This is a genomic window from Leisingera sp. XS_AS12 (assembly GCF_041224635.1).
Taxonomy (GTDB): domain Bacteria; phylum Pseudomonadota; class Alphaproteobacteria; order Rhodobacterales; family Rhodobacteraceae; genus Leisingera.
This window is the reverse complement of sequence record NZ_JBGFGM010000128.1, coordinates 464,236-481,169: the sequence shown is the minus strand read 5'-3', so window position 1 is coordinate 481,169 and position 16,934 is coordinate 464,236. Positions and strand designations below refer to the sequence as shown.

At 71.6% G+C, this 16,934-nt stretch carries 11 protein-coding genes; 6 read left to right on the top strand and 5 right to left on the bottom strand.

Annotated features, from left to right (window positions below):
- The first annotated feature begins 96 nt into the window (after positions 1-96).
- Positions 97-360 (top strand): hypothetical protein, encoded by a 264-nt coding sequence (locus AB9K35_RS24285; protein WP_369930126.1) that lies wholly within the window; start codon positions 97-99, stop codon positions 358-360.
- Positions 361-466: 106 nt separating this feature from the next.
- Here the strand turns inward: AB9K35_RS24285 and AB9K35_RS24280 are convergent, their stop codons facing one another.
- The 3 genes from AB9K35_RS24280 to AB9K35_RS24270 all read right to left on the bottom strand — a co-directional run bounded on the left by AB9K35_RS24280 (position 467) and on the right by AB9K35_RS24270 (position 2,341).
- Entirely contained in the window at positions 467-700 is a 234-nt protein-coding gene (locus tag AB9K35_RS24280; RefSeq protein ID WP_369930124.1) for a DUF2798 domain-containing protein, read from the bottom strand.
- Between the two features lie 158 nt (positions 701-858).
- Positions 859-1,611 carry a TIM barrel protein gene (locus tag AB9K35_RS24275; protein ID WP_222454635.1) on the bottom strand — a complete coding sequence of 251 codons (753 nt, stop codon included), beginning with the start codon at positions 1,609-1,611 and terminating at the stop codon, positions 859-861.
- Between the two features lie 109 nt (positions 1,612-1,720).
- Entirely contained in the window at positions 1,721-2,341 is a 621-nt protein-coding gene (locus AB9K35_RS24270) for a DUF1285 domain-containing protein (RefSeq protein ID WP_369930122.1), read from the bottom strand.
- Between the two features lie 64 nt (positions 2,342-2,405).
- Here AB9K35_RS24270 and AB9K35_RS24265 point away from each other — a divergent pair, with 64 nt between their 5' ends.
- Genes AB9K35_RS24265 through AB9K35_RS24250 form a run of 4 tightly spaced genes read left to right on the top strand, consistent with a single transcriptional unit; the run spans position 2,406 to position 9,155 of the window.
- Positions 2,406-3,413, top strand: coding sequence for an AAA family ATPase (locus tag AB9K35_RS24265; RefSeq protein ID WP_369930120.1), 1,008 nt, complete (start codon positions 2,406-2,408; stop codon positions 3,411-3,413).
- Positions 3,410-4,303: a DUF58 domain-containing protein gene (locus AB9K35_RS24260; protein WP_369930119.1), complete on the top strand. Its 894-nt coding sequence runs from the start codon at positions 3,410-3,412 to the stop codon at positions 4,301-4,303. The genes AB9K35_RS24265 and AB9K35_RS24260 overlap by 4 nt, the downstream gene beginning before the upstream one ends.
- A complete protein-coding gene (locus AB9K35_RS24255; RefSeq protein WP_369930118.1) occupies positions 4,300-7,101 on the top strand; it encodes a DUF4159 domain-containing protein in 2,802 nt (933 codons plus the stop codon). Before AB9K35_RS24260 ends, AB9K35_RS24255 begins: the two co-directional genes overlap by 4 nt.
- Before the next feature lie 11 nt (positions 7,102-7,112).
- Positions 7,113-9,155: a hypothetical protein gene (locus AB9K35_RS24250; RefSeq protein WP_369930116.1), complete on the top strand. Its 2,043-nt coding sequence runs from the start codon at positions 7,113-7,115 to the stop codon at positions 9,153-9,155.
- Positions 9,156-9,341: 186 nt separating this feature from the next.
- Here AB9K35_RS24250 and pbpC read toward each other — a convergent pair whose 3' ends face one another.
- Positions 9,342-11,360 carry a penicillin-binding protein 1C gene (gene pbpC / locus AB9K35_RS24245; RefSeq protein ID WP_369930114.1) on the bottom strand — a complete coding sequence of 673 codons (2,019 nt, stop codon included), beginning with the start codon at positions 11,358-11,360 and terminating at the stop codon, positions 9,342-9,344.
- Positions 11,361-11,488: 128 nt separating this feature from the next.
- Positions 11,489-16,696: an alpha-2-macroglobulin gene (locus tag AB9K35_RS24240; protein WP_369930113.1), complete on the bottom strand. Its 5,208-nt coding sequence runs from the start codon at positions 16,694-16,696 to the stop codon at positions 11,489-11,491.
- On the opposite strand from AB9K35_RS24240, the gene AB9K35_RS24235 reads away from it, so the two are divergent.
- On the top strand, positions 16,691-16,894 hold the full coding sequence (locus tag AB9K35_RS24235; protein ID WP_369930111.1) for a hypothetical protein: 204 nt from the start codon (positions 16,691-16,693) through the stop codon (positions 16,892-16,894). The two genes, AB9K35_RS24240 and AB9K35_RS24235, sit on opposite strands and share 6 nt — an antisense overlap.
- Positions 16,895-16,934 lie beyond the last annotated feature (40 nt).

The window sequence follows — 16,934 nt, the reverse complement described above, 5'->3', positions numbered from 1 at the left end:
ATTGACATCCCGCGGGCGGGCGGGGAAGTCTTTGGCAGGCGTTCCGGCACCGCCCGGCGGGCCGCTCTTTCAACCGTTCATTTTTGGTGCAAGACATTGAAACAGATCCTCTTTGCCTGCCTGCTGGCCGCCGTCGGCGGCTGCGCGCATCACATCAAACCTGCCGTAACGCACTACAACGGCGACAGCGTCACCGTTGCCACCCAGCAGCATCACAAGCGCCGCTGGGCGCTGGCCGCCGCCAGCGGCGAGGCGGACCGGGTCTGCCAGCAGGGCCAGGGCAAACGCGCCGAACATGCCTCCACCCGCAAGGATGGCGCGGCGGGGAGGAATTACGACCTGTTTCTCTGCCTGAACTGACGGCGCAGCAGGCGCCAGCCGCACCGCGCCAGCGGTGCGCGGCCCAACCGCGGTGGCGGCATCTTTGATGCCGCGGGCCGCGGGCGGGAGCGCCCCCCCCCTTCGCTCAGCCCTCAGACGGCTGGCGCACCATCCGCGCCACCATGCGCCGCACCATCGGTGCGACCACCAGCACGGTCGGAAAGGCCACCGGCCAGCTGAAGCTCCAGGCCGCCATCCAAGCAGTCGCGAAACCGTCGAGCCCGGTCACGCGCAGGGTGGCAATGCCCGAGACGATGCAGGACATCATTCCCGACAAGAGCAGGGCAAACAGAATGGGGGCGAAACGGGCAGGCAGCATGGCGATCTCCTTCTGGCAGCGTCGGGCGGCAGCGGCCGTAACCACCTGCCGCGATCTTCCTACGCAGGGCTTCATATGCAGGCATAGCCCGGAAAAGGAAACTGCCGTGGCGCACAGGAGTCTGCGCGGCCGCGCCTGCGCTGTCAGCCGCGGCGGCCTCAGCGCATCCAGCCGAGGCTGTCCTCGGTGCGCCGGGTTGTGGGGGTGTATTCGGCGCTCACCCAGCCGTCATAGCCGCTGGCGTCGATCGCGGCGAACAGCTCCTGGAAGTCCACCGGCCCGGTGCCCGGCTCGCAGCGCGCAGGCGCCGCGCCGATCTGCACATGCACCGCGTGGGCGCCGAACTCCTCCCAGACCCGCGCCGCATCGCCGTGGATCAGCTGGGCGTGGTAGGCGTCGTACTGCAGGCCCACATTGGGCCGGTCCACCGCCGCCAGCACCTCCATCGCGAGGTTGTAATCATCGAGGAAATAACCCGGCTGGTCGCCGCTGTTCAGCGGCTCGATGGTGAACTGCTGCCTGGGCGCGCGGTCGGCGGCCCATTGCAGGTTCTGCACGAAGGTGGCCTGCGCCGCAGCCCCCTTGGCATAGCCGGCCATCACGTGGATCTTGCCCGCCTTCAGCGCCTCGGCATAGCGCAGCACCCGGCGGATGTCGCGCTGGAAGCGATCGACGCCCTCAGGGAGCGCCGCATAGCCGGGCATGCCGCCGGTGTAATTGGGCGGCGGCGCGTTGATCAGCAACAGCTCCAGCCCGTTGGCCAGCAGCGCGCGCTGGGTTTCCTTGGCCGCAAGCTCGTAGGGCGCAAGGATCTCCACGGCCTCGAAGCCGGCGGCGGCGGCGGCGGGAAAACGGTCGAGATAGGGCAGCTCGGCAAACAGCATCGAGATGTTGGCGGCGAATCTGGGCATATCGATCTCCTGGCGTCATGGTGGTTTAGGCCGCGACGGCGGCGAAGGCCAAGGGCCAGAAAACGGCGGATTTTCGCTTTTCTTCCTAAGAATGCGCCGCGGCCGACGGCTAGTCCGCCTCCAGCTCGGCCGAGGGGATCAGGCCGAAGAACGCGCCCTGCGACCAGACGCCGAACCATCCGTCGTGGTGCTCGCCCAGCTCCGCCAGCCGGTAGAAGCTTTTGCGGTCGATCAGCGCCTCCAGCCCGGCGCGCACCATCACATACGGCGAGGGCTCGCCACTGGCGGCATCGCGCGTGACCCGCACAGGGTGCTCCGGCCCGGCCGCGGCGGTGTCGCCGATATTGGTGGTGAAGGTGATGACCTGGTCGCGTCCCTCGCCCGCAACCTCGAAATCCACCGCCACGAAAGGCGCGTCCTCCACGGTGATGCCGACCTTTTCCGCAGGCGTCACAAGGTAGTAGCGCCCGTCCTCCAGCTTCAGGATCGAGGCGAACAGCTTCACCAGTTCGAACCGGGTGAAGGGCGTGCCGAGGTAATGCCAACTGCCGTCGCGGGCGATGCGGATGTCCAGATCGCCGCTGAACGGCGGGTTCCACAGGTGCACCGGCGGCAGGCCCCTGGCCTTGCCCGGCGCCTGACCCGCCGCCTCTTCCGCCGCCCGCGTGGCCGCTTTTGCCGCCGCTGCGAGGCCCTCGGCATCGGGAGTCACAGGATTTTGTCCGCTCATTGCTTTTGCCATTTCCTGTCAGCACGATAGAGTAACACCATACATCCGGGAAACGAGGAATGTCATGTCCGAAACAGACGATCTGCTGGCCGCCATCGAATCGCTGGAAGCCAAGCTGCAGGAGGCGCGTGCCTCGATCACCCGGCGCTTCATCGGCCAGGAGCGGGTGGTGGACCTGACCCTGTCGGTGCTGTTGTGCGGCGGCCACGGGCTGCTGATCGGCCTGCCCGGCCTCGGCAAGACCCGGCTGGTAGAGACGCTGAGCACGGTGATGGGACTGGACGGCAACCGCATCCAGTTCACCCCCGACCTGATGCCCGCCGACATTCTGGGCTCCGAGGTGCTGGACACCGCCGCCGACGGCCACCGCTCGTTCCGCTTTGTGCCCGGGCCGGTGTTCTGCCAGCTTTTGATGGCGGATGAGATCAACCGCGCCAGTCCGCGCACCCAGTCGGCGCTGCTGCAGGCGATGCAGGAGCGGATGGTGACGGTGGCGGGCGAGGACCGCCCGCTGGGGGTGCCGTTCCACGTGCTGGCCACCCAGAACCCGATCGAGCAGGAGGGCACCTATCCGCTGCCCGAGGCGCAGCTGGACCGCTTCCTTTTGCAGATCGACGTCGCCTATCCCGACCGCGCGACCGAGCGCGACATCCTGCTGGCCACCACCGGGGCCGAGGAGGCCGAGGCCTACCCGGTCTTTACCGCGGACGAGCTGATCGCGGCGCAGACCCTGTTGCGGCGGATGCCGGTGGGAGAGTCGGTGGTGGAAATGATCCTCGACCTGGTGCGCGCCTTCCGCCCCGAGGAACCGGGCGTATCGGACCGGGTGGCGCAGACCGTGGCCTGGGGCCCCGGCCCGCGGGCGGCGCAGGCGCTGATGCTGGCGGTGCGCGCGCGGGCGCTGTTGCAGGGTCGGCTGGCTCCCGGTGTCGAGGATGTGCTGGACATGGCGCAGCCGGTGCTGAGCCACCGGATGCAGCTGAATTTCGCCGCCCGCGCGCGCGGCGACAGCCTGGCGACATTGATCGCCGACACCGCCGCCGACCTGGCCCGCAGCGGAGCCGCCGCGTGACCAGACCCGCCGCCCATCCCGCAGCCAGCGCGCTGCGGCACCGCGCCGAGGCCGAGGCCAGCGCCCTGCCGCCGCTGCTGGTGCAGGCGCGGCAGCTGGCGGGCGCGGTGCTGATGGGCGAGCACGGCCGCCGCCGGGCCGGGACCGGCGATGATTTCTGGCAATACCGTCCGGCACAGCCGGGCGACAGCCGCCGGATGATCGACCACCGCCGCTCGGCCCGTGGCGATGTGCAATTCGTCCGCGAGCGCGAATGGCAGATCGCCCAGACGGTGCATATGTGGGTGGATGCCGGCGCCTCGATGCGCTTTGCCTCCGGCGCGAAACTGCCGCAGAAGGCCGAGCGCGCGCGGCTGTTGGGGCTGGCGGCGGCGGTGCTGATGGTGCAGGGCGGCGAGCGGGTCGGGCTGACCGGCGGCAGCCTGCCGCCGCGGCGCGGCAACGTGCAGATCCTGCGGCTGGCCGAAGCGCTGATGGACGACGCGGCAGAGGATTATGCGCCGCCCAACGACCGCGCCCTGATCCCGCATGCGCGCGCCCTGTTCATCTCGGACTTTCTGGGCCCGTTCGACGCCCTGGAACAGGCGCTGTCCAAGGCTGCCGCGCGCGGCGTGCGCGGTGTGCTGTTGCAGGTGCTGGACCCGGCGGAGGAAGCCTTTCCCTTTGCCGGACGCACCCTGTTTGAAAGCATCGGCGGCGCTGTCACACATGAAACACTGAAGGCCTCGGCGCTGCAGACGCGCTACCTGGACCGGCTGGCCGAGCGCCGCGCCGCGCTGGAGCGGCTGTGCCACGAGGCGGGCTGGCGCTTTGGCCGGCACCACACCGGCGATCCGGCGCAGGCGGCGCTGATGTGGCTGTACCACGCATTGGAAAGAACCGCGCCATGACAACGATTGCAGGCATCGGCTTCACCGCGCCCTGGCTCTTGCTGGGTCTGCTGGCGCTGCCGGTGCTGTGGTTCCTCCTGCGCGCGGTGCCGCCGGCGCCGAAGCGCCAGCCGTTCCCGGCGGTGACGCTGCTTCTGGGGCTGAAGGACGACCAGAGCCTCTCTGACCGCACGCCCTGGTGGCTCTTACTACTGCGCATGGCGGCGGTGGCGGCGGCGATCCTTGGCCTTGCCGGGCCGGTGCTGAACCCCAGCACCGAGGACACGGCCGCCCGCGCGCCGCTGCTGGTGGTGCTGGACGCCAGCTGGGCGGGAGCGGCCGACTGGCAGCAAACCAGCGCGCAGCTGGCGCAGCAGCTGGAGGATGCCGGACGCGCCGAACGCCCGGTGGCGCTGCTGCGGCTGACCGCGCCCGAGCCCCTGCAGTTCCGCGCCGCCAGCAGCTGGCAGCGGCAGCTGGCCGGGCTGGAGCCGCTGCCCTGGCAGCCGGGCGAGACACAGCTGCAGGCCGCCACCGAGGTTCTGGCCGCGGCCCAGGGCGCGTTTGACACCGTCTGGTTCAGCGACGGGCTGGACTACCCCGGCCGCGACGGGCTGATTGCCACTCTCAGCGAGCGCGGCGCCATCGAGGTCTATGAACAGCCCGCACCGGTGCTTGGGTTGCGCCCGGCCGGCTACACCACCGACGGCATCGAAATCACCGCCCTGCGCAGCCGCGCCGGACCCGCGCAGCAGGTCACCGTGCTGGCCCAGGGCCGCGACCCCGGCGGCACCGCCCGCACGCTCGCCACCCTGCCGCTGCGCTTTGGCGATGGCGCGGTCGAGGCCAGCGCCGGGCTGTCGCTGCCGGCCGAGCTGCGCGCGCGGCTAACCCGGTTCGAGATCCAGGGGCTGCGCAGCGCCGGGACGGTGGCGCTGACCGACGATTCCCTGCGCCGCCGCGAGGTGGCGCTGGTCGCCGCCCAGAGCGAGGACGAGGGGCTCGCGCTGCTGTCCCCACTGCACTACCTGCGCCAGGCGCTGGAGCCCTCGGCCGAGCTGCTGGAGGGCGCGCTGCCGGATCTTCTGCCCGCAAACCCTGATGTGATCGTGCTGGCGGACGTGGCGCAGCTTGCCCCCGACCAGGAAGCCGGTGTCATCGACTGGGTCGAGAACGGCGGCCTTCTGTTGCGCTTTGCCGGGCCGCGGCTGGCCGCCAGCGACACCGCCCGCGCGGGCGAAGCACCGCTGATGCCGGTGCGGCTGCGCATCGGCGGCCGCAGCATCGGCGGCGCCATGAGCTGGGGCGAACCGAAGACGCTGGCGCCCTTCGCGGAAGGCTCGCCCTTTTACGGCCTGGAGGTGCCGGATGAAGTCGCGGTCACCTCTCAGGTGGTGGCGCAGCCCGATCCGCAGCTGGCCGAGCGGGTGATCGCCGAGCTGGCCGACGGCACCCCGCTGGTCACCCGCAAGTCGCTGGGACAGGGCCAGGTGGTGCTGTTCCACGTGACCGCCAACGCGGAATGGAGCAGCCTGCCGCTGTCGGGCCTGTTCGTGTCGATGCTGGAGCGGCTGGCGGTGTCGTCCTCTGCCGCAGTTCCCAGCGCCGAAGATCTGGAGGGCACCACCTGGACCCCGGTCGAGGTGCTGGACGGCTTTGGCCGCAGCGAAACCGCGGGCACGCTGCCGGGGGTCAAGGGGCCTGACCTGGTGGCCGCCGCCGCCGGGCCCGAGCTGCGCCCCGGCGTCTACTCCGGCGGGCGGCGGGTGCTGGCGCGCAACGTGCTGCGCCCCGACGACGCGCTGCAGGCGGCGCGCTGGCCTGCCACGGTGGACGTCAGCGCCTATGGCGCGCCGCAGGAACAGCCCCTGGGCGGCGCCTTCCTGACCCTGGCGCTGGCGCTGCTGGCGCTGGACGTGCTGGGCACGCTGCTGGTCTCCGGCCTGCTGGCGCCGCGCCGCGCAGCGCTGATGCTGGCGGGTGCGCTGGCGCTGGCTGCCGCGGCGGCGCCGCAGGAGGCGCGCGCACAGCAGGCAGCCGCACCGCCGCCCTCCGCCGCCGAGGATGCGCGGGCCGCGGATCTGGCGGCCGAGCTGGTGCTGGCGCATGTGCTGACCGGCGACGCCGAGGTCGACCGCATCGCCGCTGCCGGCCTGCGCGGCCTGTCCGACACCCTGTTCTTCCGCACCTCGGTCGAGCCGGCCGAACCGGCGGGCGTCGATCTGGAACGCGATGAGCTGGCGTTCTTTCCGCTGCTCTACTGGCCGGTTACCCGCGACCAGCCGCTGCCCTCGGCGGCGGCCTATGCCAAGCTGAACACCTACCTGCGGGCGGGCGGCATGATCCTGTTCGACACCCGCGACGCGGATCTCGCGGGCGCTGGCGCCAGCAGCCCGGCGGCGCGGCGGCTGCAACAGATCGCTTTGCCCCTGGACATCCCGCCGCTGGAGGTGGTGCCGCAAGACCACGTGCTGACCCGCGCCTTCTACCTGCTGCAGGATTTCCCCGGCCGCCACACCCGTGGCCCGGTCTGGGTCGAGGCCGCGCCCCCGGATGCCGAGCAGGCCGAGGGCATCCCTTTCCGCAACCTCAACGACGGGGTGACGCCGGTGGTGATCGGCGGCAATGACTGGGCCGCGGCCTGGGCGGTGGACAGCAACGGGCGGCCCCTGCTGCCTGTCGGGCGCGGCTATGCCGGCGAGCGGCAGCGCGAGCTGGCCTTCCGCTTTGGCGTCAACCTGGTGATGCACGTGCTGACCGGCAACTACAAATCCGACCAGGTGCATGTGCCGGCCCTTTTGGACCGGCTGGGGCAATAGGGGCGCGCGCGATGACACAGACAATCCTGTTCGACCCGCTGGTGCCCTGGCCGGTGCTCTGGGCCGCCGTCGCGGTGACGCTGGCGGCGCTGCTGCTGGCGCTGTGGAAGCGGCTGCCGGGCTGGGGCCTGCGAGCTCTGGCGGCGCTGGTGCTGCTGGCCGCCCTCAGCGGGCCGGTGCATCAGAGCGAGGACCGCGCTGCGCTGGATGACATCGTCATCGTCGCCGAGGACCAGACCGCCAGCCAGCAGCTGGGCGATCGCCCGCAGCAAATGGCCGAGGCGCGGGCGGAGCTGAAGGCGGCGCTGGAGGCCCGTCCCGGCACCGATGTGCGCTGGATCACCGTGCCGGATGGCGCCGGCGACGAAGGCACGCGGCTGATGGGCGCGATTGCCCAGGCGCTGGCGGATGAGCCGCGCGCGCGGGTGGCCGGCATCATCGCGCTGAGCGACGGCCAGGTGCATGACGCCGAGCCGCCGCTGAACCTGCCCGCGCCGATGCACCTGCTGCTGTCGGGCCGCGAGGACGACTGGGACCGCCGCCTGATCGTGAAGAACGCGCCGGGCTTCGGCATCATCGGCGAGCCGGTCACGCTGACGCTGCGGATCGAGGACCAGGGGGCTGCGCCCTCGGAACGCGGCCTGGCGGTACTGGAGGTTTCCGTCGCGGGCGGCGCGCCGCAGCGCTTTACCCTGCCGGTGGGCGTGGATTTCGAGCTGCCGATGGTGCTGCAGCATGGCGGCCGCAACGTGATCCGCTTCAGCGTGCCGGAAGAGCCGGGCGAGCTGACCGCGCGCAACAACTCCGCCCTGGTGCAGATCAACGGCGTGCGCGACCGGCTGCGGGTGCTCCTGGTGTCGGGCGAGCCGCATGCCGGCGGGCGCACCTGGCGCAACCTGCTGAAATCCGACAGCGCCGTGGACCTGGTGCATTTCACCATCCTGCGCCCCCCCGAGAAACAGGACGGGGTGCCGGTTGAGGAACTGTCGCTGATCGCCTTCCCGACCCGCGAGCTGTTCCTGGAAAAGATCGAGGATTTCGACCTCATCATCTTTGACCGCTACAAACGGCGCGGCATCCTGCCTGCGATCTACCTCGACAACGTGGCCAATTACGCGATGGGCGGCGGCGCGGTGCTGGTGGCGGCGGGGCCGGATTTTGCCAGCGCCGACAGCATCTACCGCTCACCGCTGTCGCTGATCCTGCCGGCCGAGCCGTCAGCGCGGGTGCTGGAGCAGGCCTTCCGCCCTGCCGTGACCGATCTGGGGCGGCAGCATCCGGTGACCTCGGGCCTGGAGGGCGACGGGGACTGGGGCCGCTGGCTGCGCCAGATCGACCTGCGCACGCCCGAGGGCCAGGTGCTGATGAGCGGCGCCGATGAGCGCCCCCTCCTGGTGCTGAACCGGGTCGGGGAAGGGCGGGTGGCGCTCTTGGCCTCGGACCACGCCTGGCTGTGGAGCCGCGGTTACGAGGGCGGCGGGCCGCAGCTGGAGCTGCTGCGGCGGCTGGCGCATTGGATGATGAAAGAGCCGGAGCTGGAGGAAGAGGCGCTGTGGGCCGAGACCACGGGCCAGCGCATGCGGATCCTGCGCCGCACGCTGGCGCCGCAGGCCGGGCCGGTGACGGTGACCAATCCTGATGGCAGCACGGTGGAGCTGAGCTTGCGCGAGACCGCGCCGGGCCAGTGGGAGGCGCGCTACGAGGGGCCGGAACAGGGGCTGTACCGGCTGCAGGACGGCGACCAGAGCGCGGTTGTCGGCCTTGGCCCCGCCGCGCCGCGGGAGTTCGAGCAGACGCTGGCCACCGGAGACGTGCTGGCGCCGGTGCTGGCGCCCTGGCGCGGCGGCATTCTGCGGCTGGAGGACGGGCTGCCGTCGCTGCGCAACACCCGCGCGGGGCGTCCCGCAGCCGGGCGCGGCTGGATCGGCCTCACCCCGCGCGAGGCTTACGAGACGCTTTCGGTCAGCCAGGCGCCGCTGCTGCCCGGCTGGCTGGCGCTGCTGCTGGCGGCGTTCTTCATCACCGCAGGCTGGCTGCGCGAAGGGCGACGGTAACCGCCCTCCCCTCCGCTGCATTGTGTCATTTCTGGCGGTGGGGCTCCCGCCCGCAACGGACGCCCCTGCGGGCCGCCCGGTGCTGTTGGGCCGTGCGCCGCGCCAAGGGCGCGGCGCGGATCGCTTCGGGCAAAGCCCGAAGCGAAATACCTCTCCACCGCCGAGCCAGCTCCTGTCAGGCTGTCGTCAATCGATCCGCAGGTCTACCCGGTCAGAGCGGCCAGCCCCATCCACCACCACCAGCGAAGAAAATCCGGCGCCGGGGCTGGGCAGGCTGATCTCCCGGCTGCGCGCGCCGCTGAGCACCGGCGCGCCATTGGCCAGCACCAGAAATGGTGCAGTGCCGCCACGCAGCTTCAGCGTCAGTTCACCGCCCGCCAGCGCCAGCCGGGCGCCCTGCGGCGGGAAGATCAGCTCGGGCGCGGCGGCGTCAGCGGCAAAGGCCGCGTCCCGGGGCCGGAAGCGGCGCAGCGGCGGCGGCAGCTCGGCGGCGCTGACGATCAGCGTTGCGGGGGGCGGCGGCGGCAGCGGCTCCAGCGCCGGTTTCAGGCGGCCAAAGGCCTCGAACAGCACCGGGGCGGCCAGGTCGCCACCGAAGATGCCGGGCACCGGGGTGCCGTCGGCGCGGCCCATCCAGATGCCGATCACGTGGCGGCCGTCCCAGCCGATCGCCCAGGCGTCGCGGTGGCCGTAAGAGGTGCCGGTCTTATAGGCGATGCTGCCCGCGCGCGCGCCCGGCGGCACCGGCAGGCCACGCAGGATGTCGCCCAGGTGCCAGGCCGCCTCGGGTGACATCAGCCGCGCGGGGGCGGCGGACGTTTCGCCCTGCAGCACCTGCAGCCCCGGCCCCTGCCCGCCTGCCGCCAGCCCGGCGTAAAGCTGCACCAGATCCGCCAGGCTGACCCCGACGCCGCCCAGCGCCAGCGCCAGCCCCGGCGCGCCGCCGCCGGGCAGCTGCGCCTCCGCGCCGCCCGCCCGCAGCGCACCCAGCAGGCGGGCCGGGCCAAGCTCCTGCGTCAGTTTCACCACCGGAATGTTGAGCGATTGCTGCAGCGCCTCGCGCAGGCGGATATCGCCGCGGAAGGCGCCGTCGAAGTTCTGCGGCGCGTAACCTGCGAAATTCACCGGCCCGTCATGGATCAGCGTTTCGGGATGCGCCAGCCCCTGGTCGAAGGCCAGCCCGTAGACCAGCGGTTTCAGGGTCGAGCCGGGCGAGCGGATGGCGCGGGTCATGTCGACAAAGCCGCGCCGCGCGGTGGCGCTGTAATCGGGGGAGCCGACCATGGCCAGCACCTCGCCGGTCTGGTGATCGGCCGCAATCAGCGCCGCCGAAAGGTCCGGGCCGCCCTGCCGGGCCGCGTCGGTCAGCAGCTGCTGCATCTGCGCCTGCGTCTGGCGGTCCACCGTCAGCTGCAGCCTGCGCAGGCCGGGGCGGGCGGCGGTCACGTGATCGGCCAGATGTGGTGCCAGCTGCGGCAGCGCCGCCAGGCGGTGCGGCAACGGCGTGCGGCGGGCGGCCTCGGCCTGGTCCGCGCTCAGCAGCCCCTGGCGCTGCATCCGCGCCAGCACCCGGTCGCGGGCCTGCGCGGCGGCTTCGGGAAAGCGGTCCGGGCGGCGGCGTTCGGGCGATTGCGGCAGCGCCACCAGCAGCGCCGCCTCGGCCGGGGTGAGGCGCGCAGGTTCCTTGCCGAACCAGCCCAGAGCGGCGGCGCGGATGCCCTCCACCGCGCCGCCGTAGGGCGCGTGGGTGAGGTAGAGCGTGAGGATCTGCCGTTTGCTGAGGCGGCGCTCCAGCGCCAGCGCCACCCGCATCTGGCGCAGCTTGCCCGCCCAGCGGCCGGTGGTGCCGTCCTCCAGCAGCCGCGCCACCTGCATGGTCAGGGTCGAGCCGCCGGAGACCGCGCGACCGCTGCCCAGCGCCTGGCCCGCGGCGCGGATCAGTGCCAGAGGATCGACGCCGGCGTGGTCGTAGAACCGCTTGTCCTCGTAACGCAGCAGCATGGCGAGGAAATCAGCGTCGACCTGATCGGGCCGCACCGCCAGCCGCCACAGGCCGTCCTCCACCGGGTAGGCGCGCAGCAGCAGGCCATGGCGGTCGAGGACCTCGGAGGAGGTTTCCGTGAGCGTGAGGGGGAGGTCGGTGCGGTCGATCCAGGCGTCGAAGGCGCGCCCCGCGATGAAGACAGACAGGCAGAGCACAGTCAAAAGAACCGCACACCATCGCAGCGGCCCGCCCGGCCGATAGGCCGGGCAGCGCCCGACCCTCCCCACGGGAGGGCGCTTCGCCCCCTCCCAGGGCCGGGCGCTGCCCTTGGCTCTGTTGAACAGGCGTTTCACCTGACTTCCACGCGCCCGGTCCCGGTGCGGGCACGGAAGGCGGGGCGGTACATGTCTTCGACCGAGGCGGCGGGGTGGTGGAAGTCACCCGGCGTCACCGCCCGGGCGATATAGGCCAGCGTCACCGGCTTGGCCTCGCGCAGGTCCAGCGCCGCCAGGAAGCGGTCGCTGCGGAACTCGGCATGGGGGGCGGCGGCGGGCTTCAGCCAGTCCAGATCACGCAGATCGCCGGAGCGCAGCAGGTTGGGATTGTCGATCTCCAGCCCGGCGGGCAGCGGGTCATTGACCATCAGCCGCGCGCCGGTGTCCTCATGCGGGGTGACCTCCAGCACGGTGACGAATCGGGTGCCGACCGCCAGCGTTTGCAGGTCCAGCGGCGCGCCCTCCAGCGTGTAGTGGCGGCGGCTGATCGTATAGCCCATGCCGCCCGCGGGCAGCGGCGCCTCGGGCACGCCGAGGGTGGTCAGGGTGATCTCGGCGCTGCGGCCGCTGGCGGCGGTCAGTGCCAGGTCCTGCACCTGCGCCCCGTCCGAGGCATGCACGAACGGCCCCGACACCGGCTGGCCGTTGACCAAGAGGCCGGAATCCTCGGGCGTGCGGGTCAGGGCGTGGGCGGCAAGCAGCGTCCAGGCGGCCTCCTGGGTGGAGCGGCGGCCCTCGGCGGCGGCCAGACGGGCGGTGAAGGCCGCGCGGTCCACCGCCTCGGATCCGGCCTCGGCCGCCAGCGCCAGAACCCCTGCGGTGTCGCGCAGACCGGTGCCGAAATCAGCGCGCCAGAGGCGGCTGTCGCCCTGCCCTTCGGTTGCGATCATCTGCGCGGCGCGGGCGAACATCCGGTCCGCCCGGCGCTGATCGCCATAGGCCGCCAGCGCCGCGCCCAGCTGGGCCGCGGCCAGCGGGGTGGCGAAGGCATCGCCCTTCACGTCCGCATAATAGCGCAGATCGCCCATCTGCGCAGCGCCTTCACGGGCCAGCACCAGCAGCGCATAGGCGATATCCGCGCCGCCGCGGTCGAAGTCGGGGGCATAGTTGATACGGTTGCGCAGGTTGTCCATCGCCTGGGCAAAGGCCTGCGGCGGCACCTCATGCCCCTGCGCCCGCGCGCGGCTTAGGAAGTCGCTGGCGTAGGCATCAAGCCAGAACTCGCCGCTTTCGGCTTGCCACAGGCCGAAGGCGCCGTTGGGGGCCTGACGGGTCAGCACCTTGCGGATGGCGGCCTCGATGCGCGCCTTCACCGCCGGGCCGTCGCCCAGCCCCGCGGCCTTGGCCACGCTGCTGAGGTACAACAGCGGCATCGCCTGCGAGGCCACCTGTTCGGTGCAGCCATAGGGGTACTGGTCGAGATCGGCGAGCAGCCCCGGCACGTCGAACCGCGCCAGCGGCCCGGCCGAGATCGTGGCGCGGGCGGTGCCGGGGCGCAGGCCGGCAAAGACATCCTTGCTGAACAGGAAGCTGTCGCCGCCTGCCAGCGTGAAGCGGCGGGTCTGGGCCGTCACCGGATCATTGGCGCGCACCGGCAGCCGCAGCTCCTGGCGCAGCTGCTGCCCGTCCGGCGTGGTGAGCGTCAGAGCCAGCGTGTGGTCGCCCACGGTTTGCGCGGTGATCGGCAGCTCCAGCACCGCCTTGCCCTGTTCGGCCAAGGTGACGGAGGCAGGCAGACCGCCCAGCGCCAGCCCGCCCGCAGCATTGGCAGAGAGCGCCATCGCCCCCGCCGGGCCGTCGGCGTGGACGATCTCGATCCGCGCGCGGCTGCTGTCGCCGGGGGCGAGGAAGCGCGGCATCGCGGCGGTGACCACCACCGGGTCGCGCACCAGCATGTCGGCCTCGGCCTGGCCCACGGCCTTGCCCGACCACGCCACCGCCATCAGCCGCAGCGTGCCATTGAAGGCGGGCAGCTGCATGGGGAAGGACGCCTCGCCATTGGCGCCGACCTGCACGGGGCCGGAGAACAGCGCCACCAGATCCTGCGTCGGCGGCGGTGACTGCATCTTCATGCCGCTGTCCGCATCGCCGCCCGAACGGATCCGCCCCATCGCCCCGTTGCCGGGGTCGATCAGGCGGCCGTAGACATCGCGCAGTTCCATCCCAAGCCGGCGCTGGCCATGGTAGTGGGCGCTGGGATCGGGGCTGGCAAAGCCGGTGAGGTTGAGGATACCGACATCCACTGCCGCCACGGTCAGCCAGACCTCCTCTCCCGCCGCGGCACCTTCGACGCGCAGCTGGGCGGTCTGGGTGCTGCGCGGGCGGACCACGTCCGGCACGTCGATCGCGACCGAGAGCTGCTGGCCGGGCTGGGCAACGGCGGCATGGGCCAGCCCCAGCGCGCGCAGCGGACTGCGGCCGGTCTTGCCCGCAACCGGCTGGATCACCGTGGCGCTGACATAGGCACCGCTGCCCCAGTCGGCGGTCACCTCCAGCGGGATCATGGTTTCACCTGCGCCGACCTCCACTGCCATGCGGTGGATCAGCCGGTCCGACATCACCGAGACCAGCGCGGTGCCGGCGGCGGGCGGCACGATGCGCAGCCGGGCGGTCTCACCGGGGGCGTAGGTTTCGCGGTCCAGCGACAGCTCCAGCCGGGCGGGGGTTTCGCTGCTGCCCGCGGGCGCGTACCAGCCCGCGTAGAAATCATAGGCCGCGGCGGCATAGGCACCGTCGAGGCGCTCCACCACCAGTTCGTACCGGCCCCAGTCCACCGGCTGTGCCAGCGGCAGGGGGTCGGTGCCCAGTTGCGCCTCGCCGGTGGCGATGCGGCTGCGGCGGGTGACAGGCTCCCAATTCCAGCTGCCGTAGAGCTGGTACCACTGGTAGCGGGTCTCGACCCGGTTCAGGCTCCATTTCACCCGCATCGGAACCGGCGTGAGGTCCGGCGACAGGGCGATCAGCTCGAACCCGGCCTCGGAGCCTTCGGCGGCGACCTCGTCAAACTGCGGCTTGATGCCGATCACCGGGCCTGCGGGGCGCACCGGCAGCTCGAGGCTGCGCTCCACCGGGCGGGCGGAGCCATCGGCGACGCGGGTGATCAGGGTGGCGGTCAGCGGCTTGCCCTCGGCGGGCAGGCGGGCGGGCAGCGGCACCTGCAGGGCGGCGCTGCCGTCCGGGCCGGTCTGCGCGCCGCCGAAATATTCGGTCTGCACCGCGGCGGGCTCGTCATAGCGGCCAAAGCGGTAGCCGGGCCATTGCGCCAGCGTGTCAGCGGCGCCAAGGCGCAGCTCGCCCTCGATCTTCAGCCCGGCGCCGGGCGCGCCGAACAGGTAATCAGCCTGCAGCGACAGCTGGGCAGCGCCGCCGGGCTGCAGCGCATCGGCATTGGCGACCTGGGGCGTAAAATCAATGCGCTCGGGCAGGAAGTCCTCGACCAGGATCTTGCGGCTGGCGAGCGGCGGCGCGCTGAGGTCGGAGAGGATCTCGACCCGCCAGGTGCCGCGCGGGGCGGCGGCATCGGTGGCCAGCGCAAAGAGATGGCCGCCCTGGTGCCCGCGGGCGGAGGTCTGGCGGCTGTATTCCACCCCGTCGGGGCGTTTCAGGATGGCGGTCAGCGGCAGGCCCTCGATAGCCTGCGCGCGGCTGTCGCGGGCCAGCGCGGTGACATGCACGGTTTCGCCCGCGCGGAAGGCATCGCGGGTGGTCGCAAGGAACACGTCCACCGGCCCCGGCGCGGGCCGTCCGGCCACACCGCGGTCGGACAGGTCAAAGGCGGCATCGGTCAGCGACAGGAAGGTGAAATCCGTCTCCTCCGCCGCATCCCCGGTGCGGGCTGTGACCAGCGCAGGGGCCGCGCCGCCGCTGCCGCGGATCAGACCGGGCGCAAAGCGGACGTAACCGCTGGCGTCGCTGACCTCGGTCGCCAGCACCTCGTTCGCGGCGGAGATCAGGCTGACCTCGGCGCCCGGACGCGGGGCGGCGTCGGCCAGCCCCTGCACCTGCACATGCAGCCCGTCACTGCCCGACAGGGTGCTGAGACCCAGCGCGGTCATCACGAACCACTGGGTGGCCCCTGCGTCCTCCTGCGGGTCGCTCCCCGGCACCCGCGCGCTGAGCGCGTAGAGACCCGGCTTCTGCCCTGCCAGCGCCTGCTCCAGCGGCAGGCGGCTGGTCATCACCTGGTTGAGCGCGCTGTCCACCTCGGCGCTGCCCTGCCAGATGTCCTCGGCGATCTCGGCGGCAAAGTGATCCTCCTGCCATTGCGACAGCGGGCGGGCGAAATAGCCCTCCTGCAGGGTGCGCAGCACGTTGCGGCTGCTGACGCGCCGCAGGCGCAGGTCCAGCCTGGTTAGGTTCACGGTCTCCACCGGCACGGCTGCCTCGCCGCCTGCGGGCAGCACATAGGCACGGCCCGGAAAGCGCACCTGGGGTGCGCGGTCGCGCACGTAGTGGGTCAGCTCGGTATCCTTGTAGAGCTGCTCGCCATTGGCGGCGGGCAGGCCGCGGCGCAGGGTGATGCGGTAGCGCTGGCCATGTTCGGCACCGTCGAGGCACAGCTGCCGCCCCGAGACGGTGACCGCCAGCGCCGCGCCGTCGAGACGCACGTAGTTTTCATACTCGGTGCCCGCCTGTTCCAGATCCTCGCTGAACTCGGCGCAGATCCGCGGCGCGGCGCTGTCGCTTTCGACCGAGGAGCCGGTGACGCGGAAGCCGTATTTGGCAATCGCCGCCTCCAGCCGTTCTGCGGGCAGCAGGCCCGGCGCGGTGTCCTCGGCCAGGCGCAGGAGATGCAGCATGTCCCGCCCGCGACCGCGGGCCTCCTGTGCGTCGGCAGCAAGGGCAAGGGCGTCGGCCTGCCCCGCAGGCGCCGCGGCGCGCAGGTAGCTGTTCAGGGCGGCCAGATAGGCGTCCTCGTTGTGGCGGTTGCGCGCCGAGCGGCTGGAGGCGTCGCGGGCAGCACGCAGGTGGTAGGCGGCAAAGCGGTTCCAGTCATCGGCGCTGTCCGACAGCACCACCGCCTGCCCCATCCAGTACATCGCCCCCAGCGCATCGCCCGCAGCAATCCGAGCGCGGGCGGCCGCGGCGGCCTCGGCCGGGTCGGTGGTGGCCAAGGGATAGCGCAGCCCCAGCATCTGTGCCTGGCGGCCGACCCGCTCGAGATCCGTCGCAGCCGCCGCCCCGAGACGGGCCGCACGCTGGTCGGCAACCGCTTGCTGTGCCTGCTCAACCGGTTGTTTCAGGACCGCCATCGCCCCGTCGAAGGGGCTGGCTTGATGCATTGCGGACTTGGGAAAGCAGGAATTTGCGCGTTGGTTGAAAACAAATCCGACGCACTCTTTCTGGGCCGAACAGGCGCGCGCGCAGGACATGATATCGCTATCAAAGAGCGGTTGCAGGTCCGCACCGTAAAAATCCTTGTTGGCAAAGGACTTGTAACGAAAATCCGGCAGGGCGGGATCACTCGCAACGGCAGGTGATACAAACAGTTTCGCGGCAAGACAGAAGAAAAATAAAGCA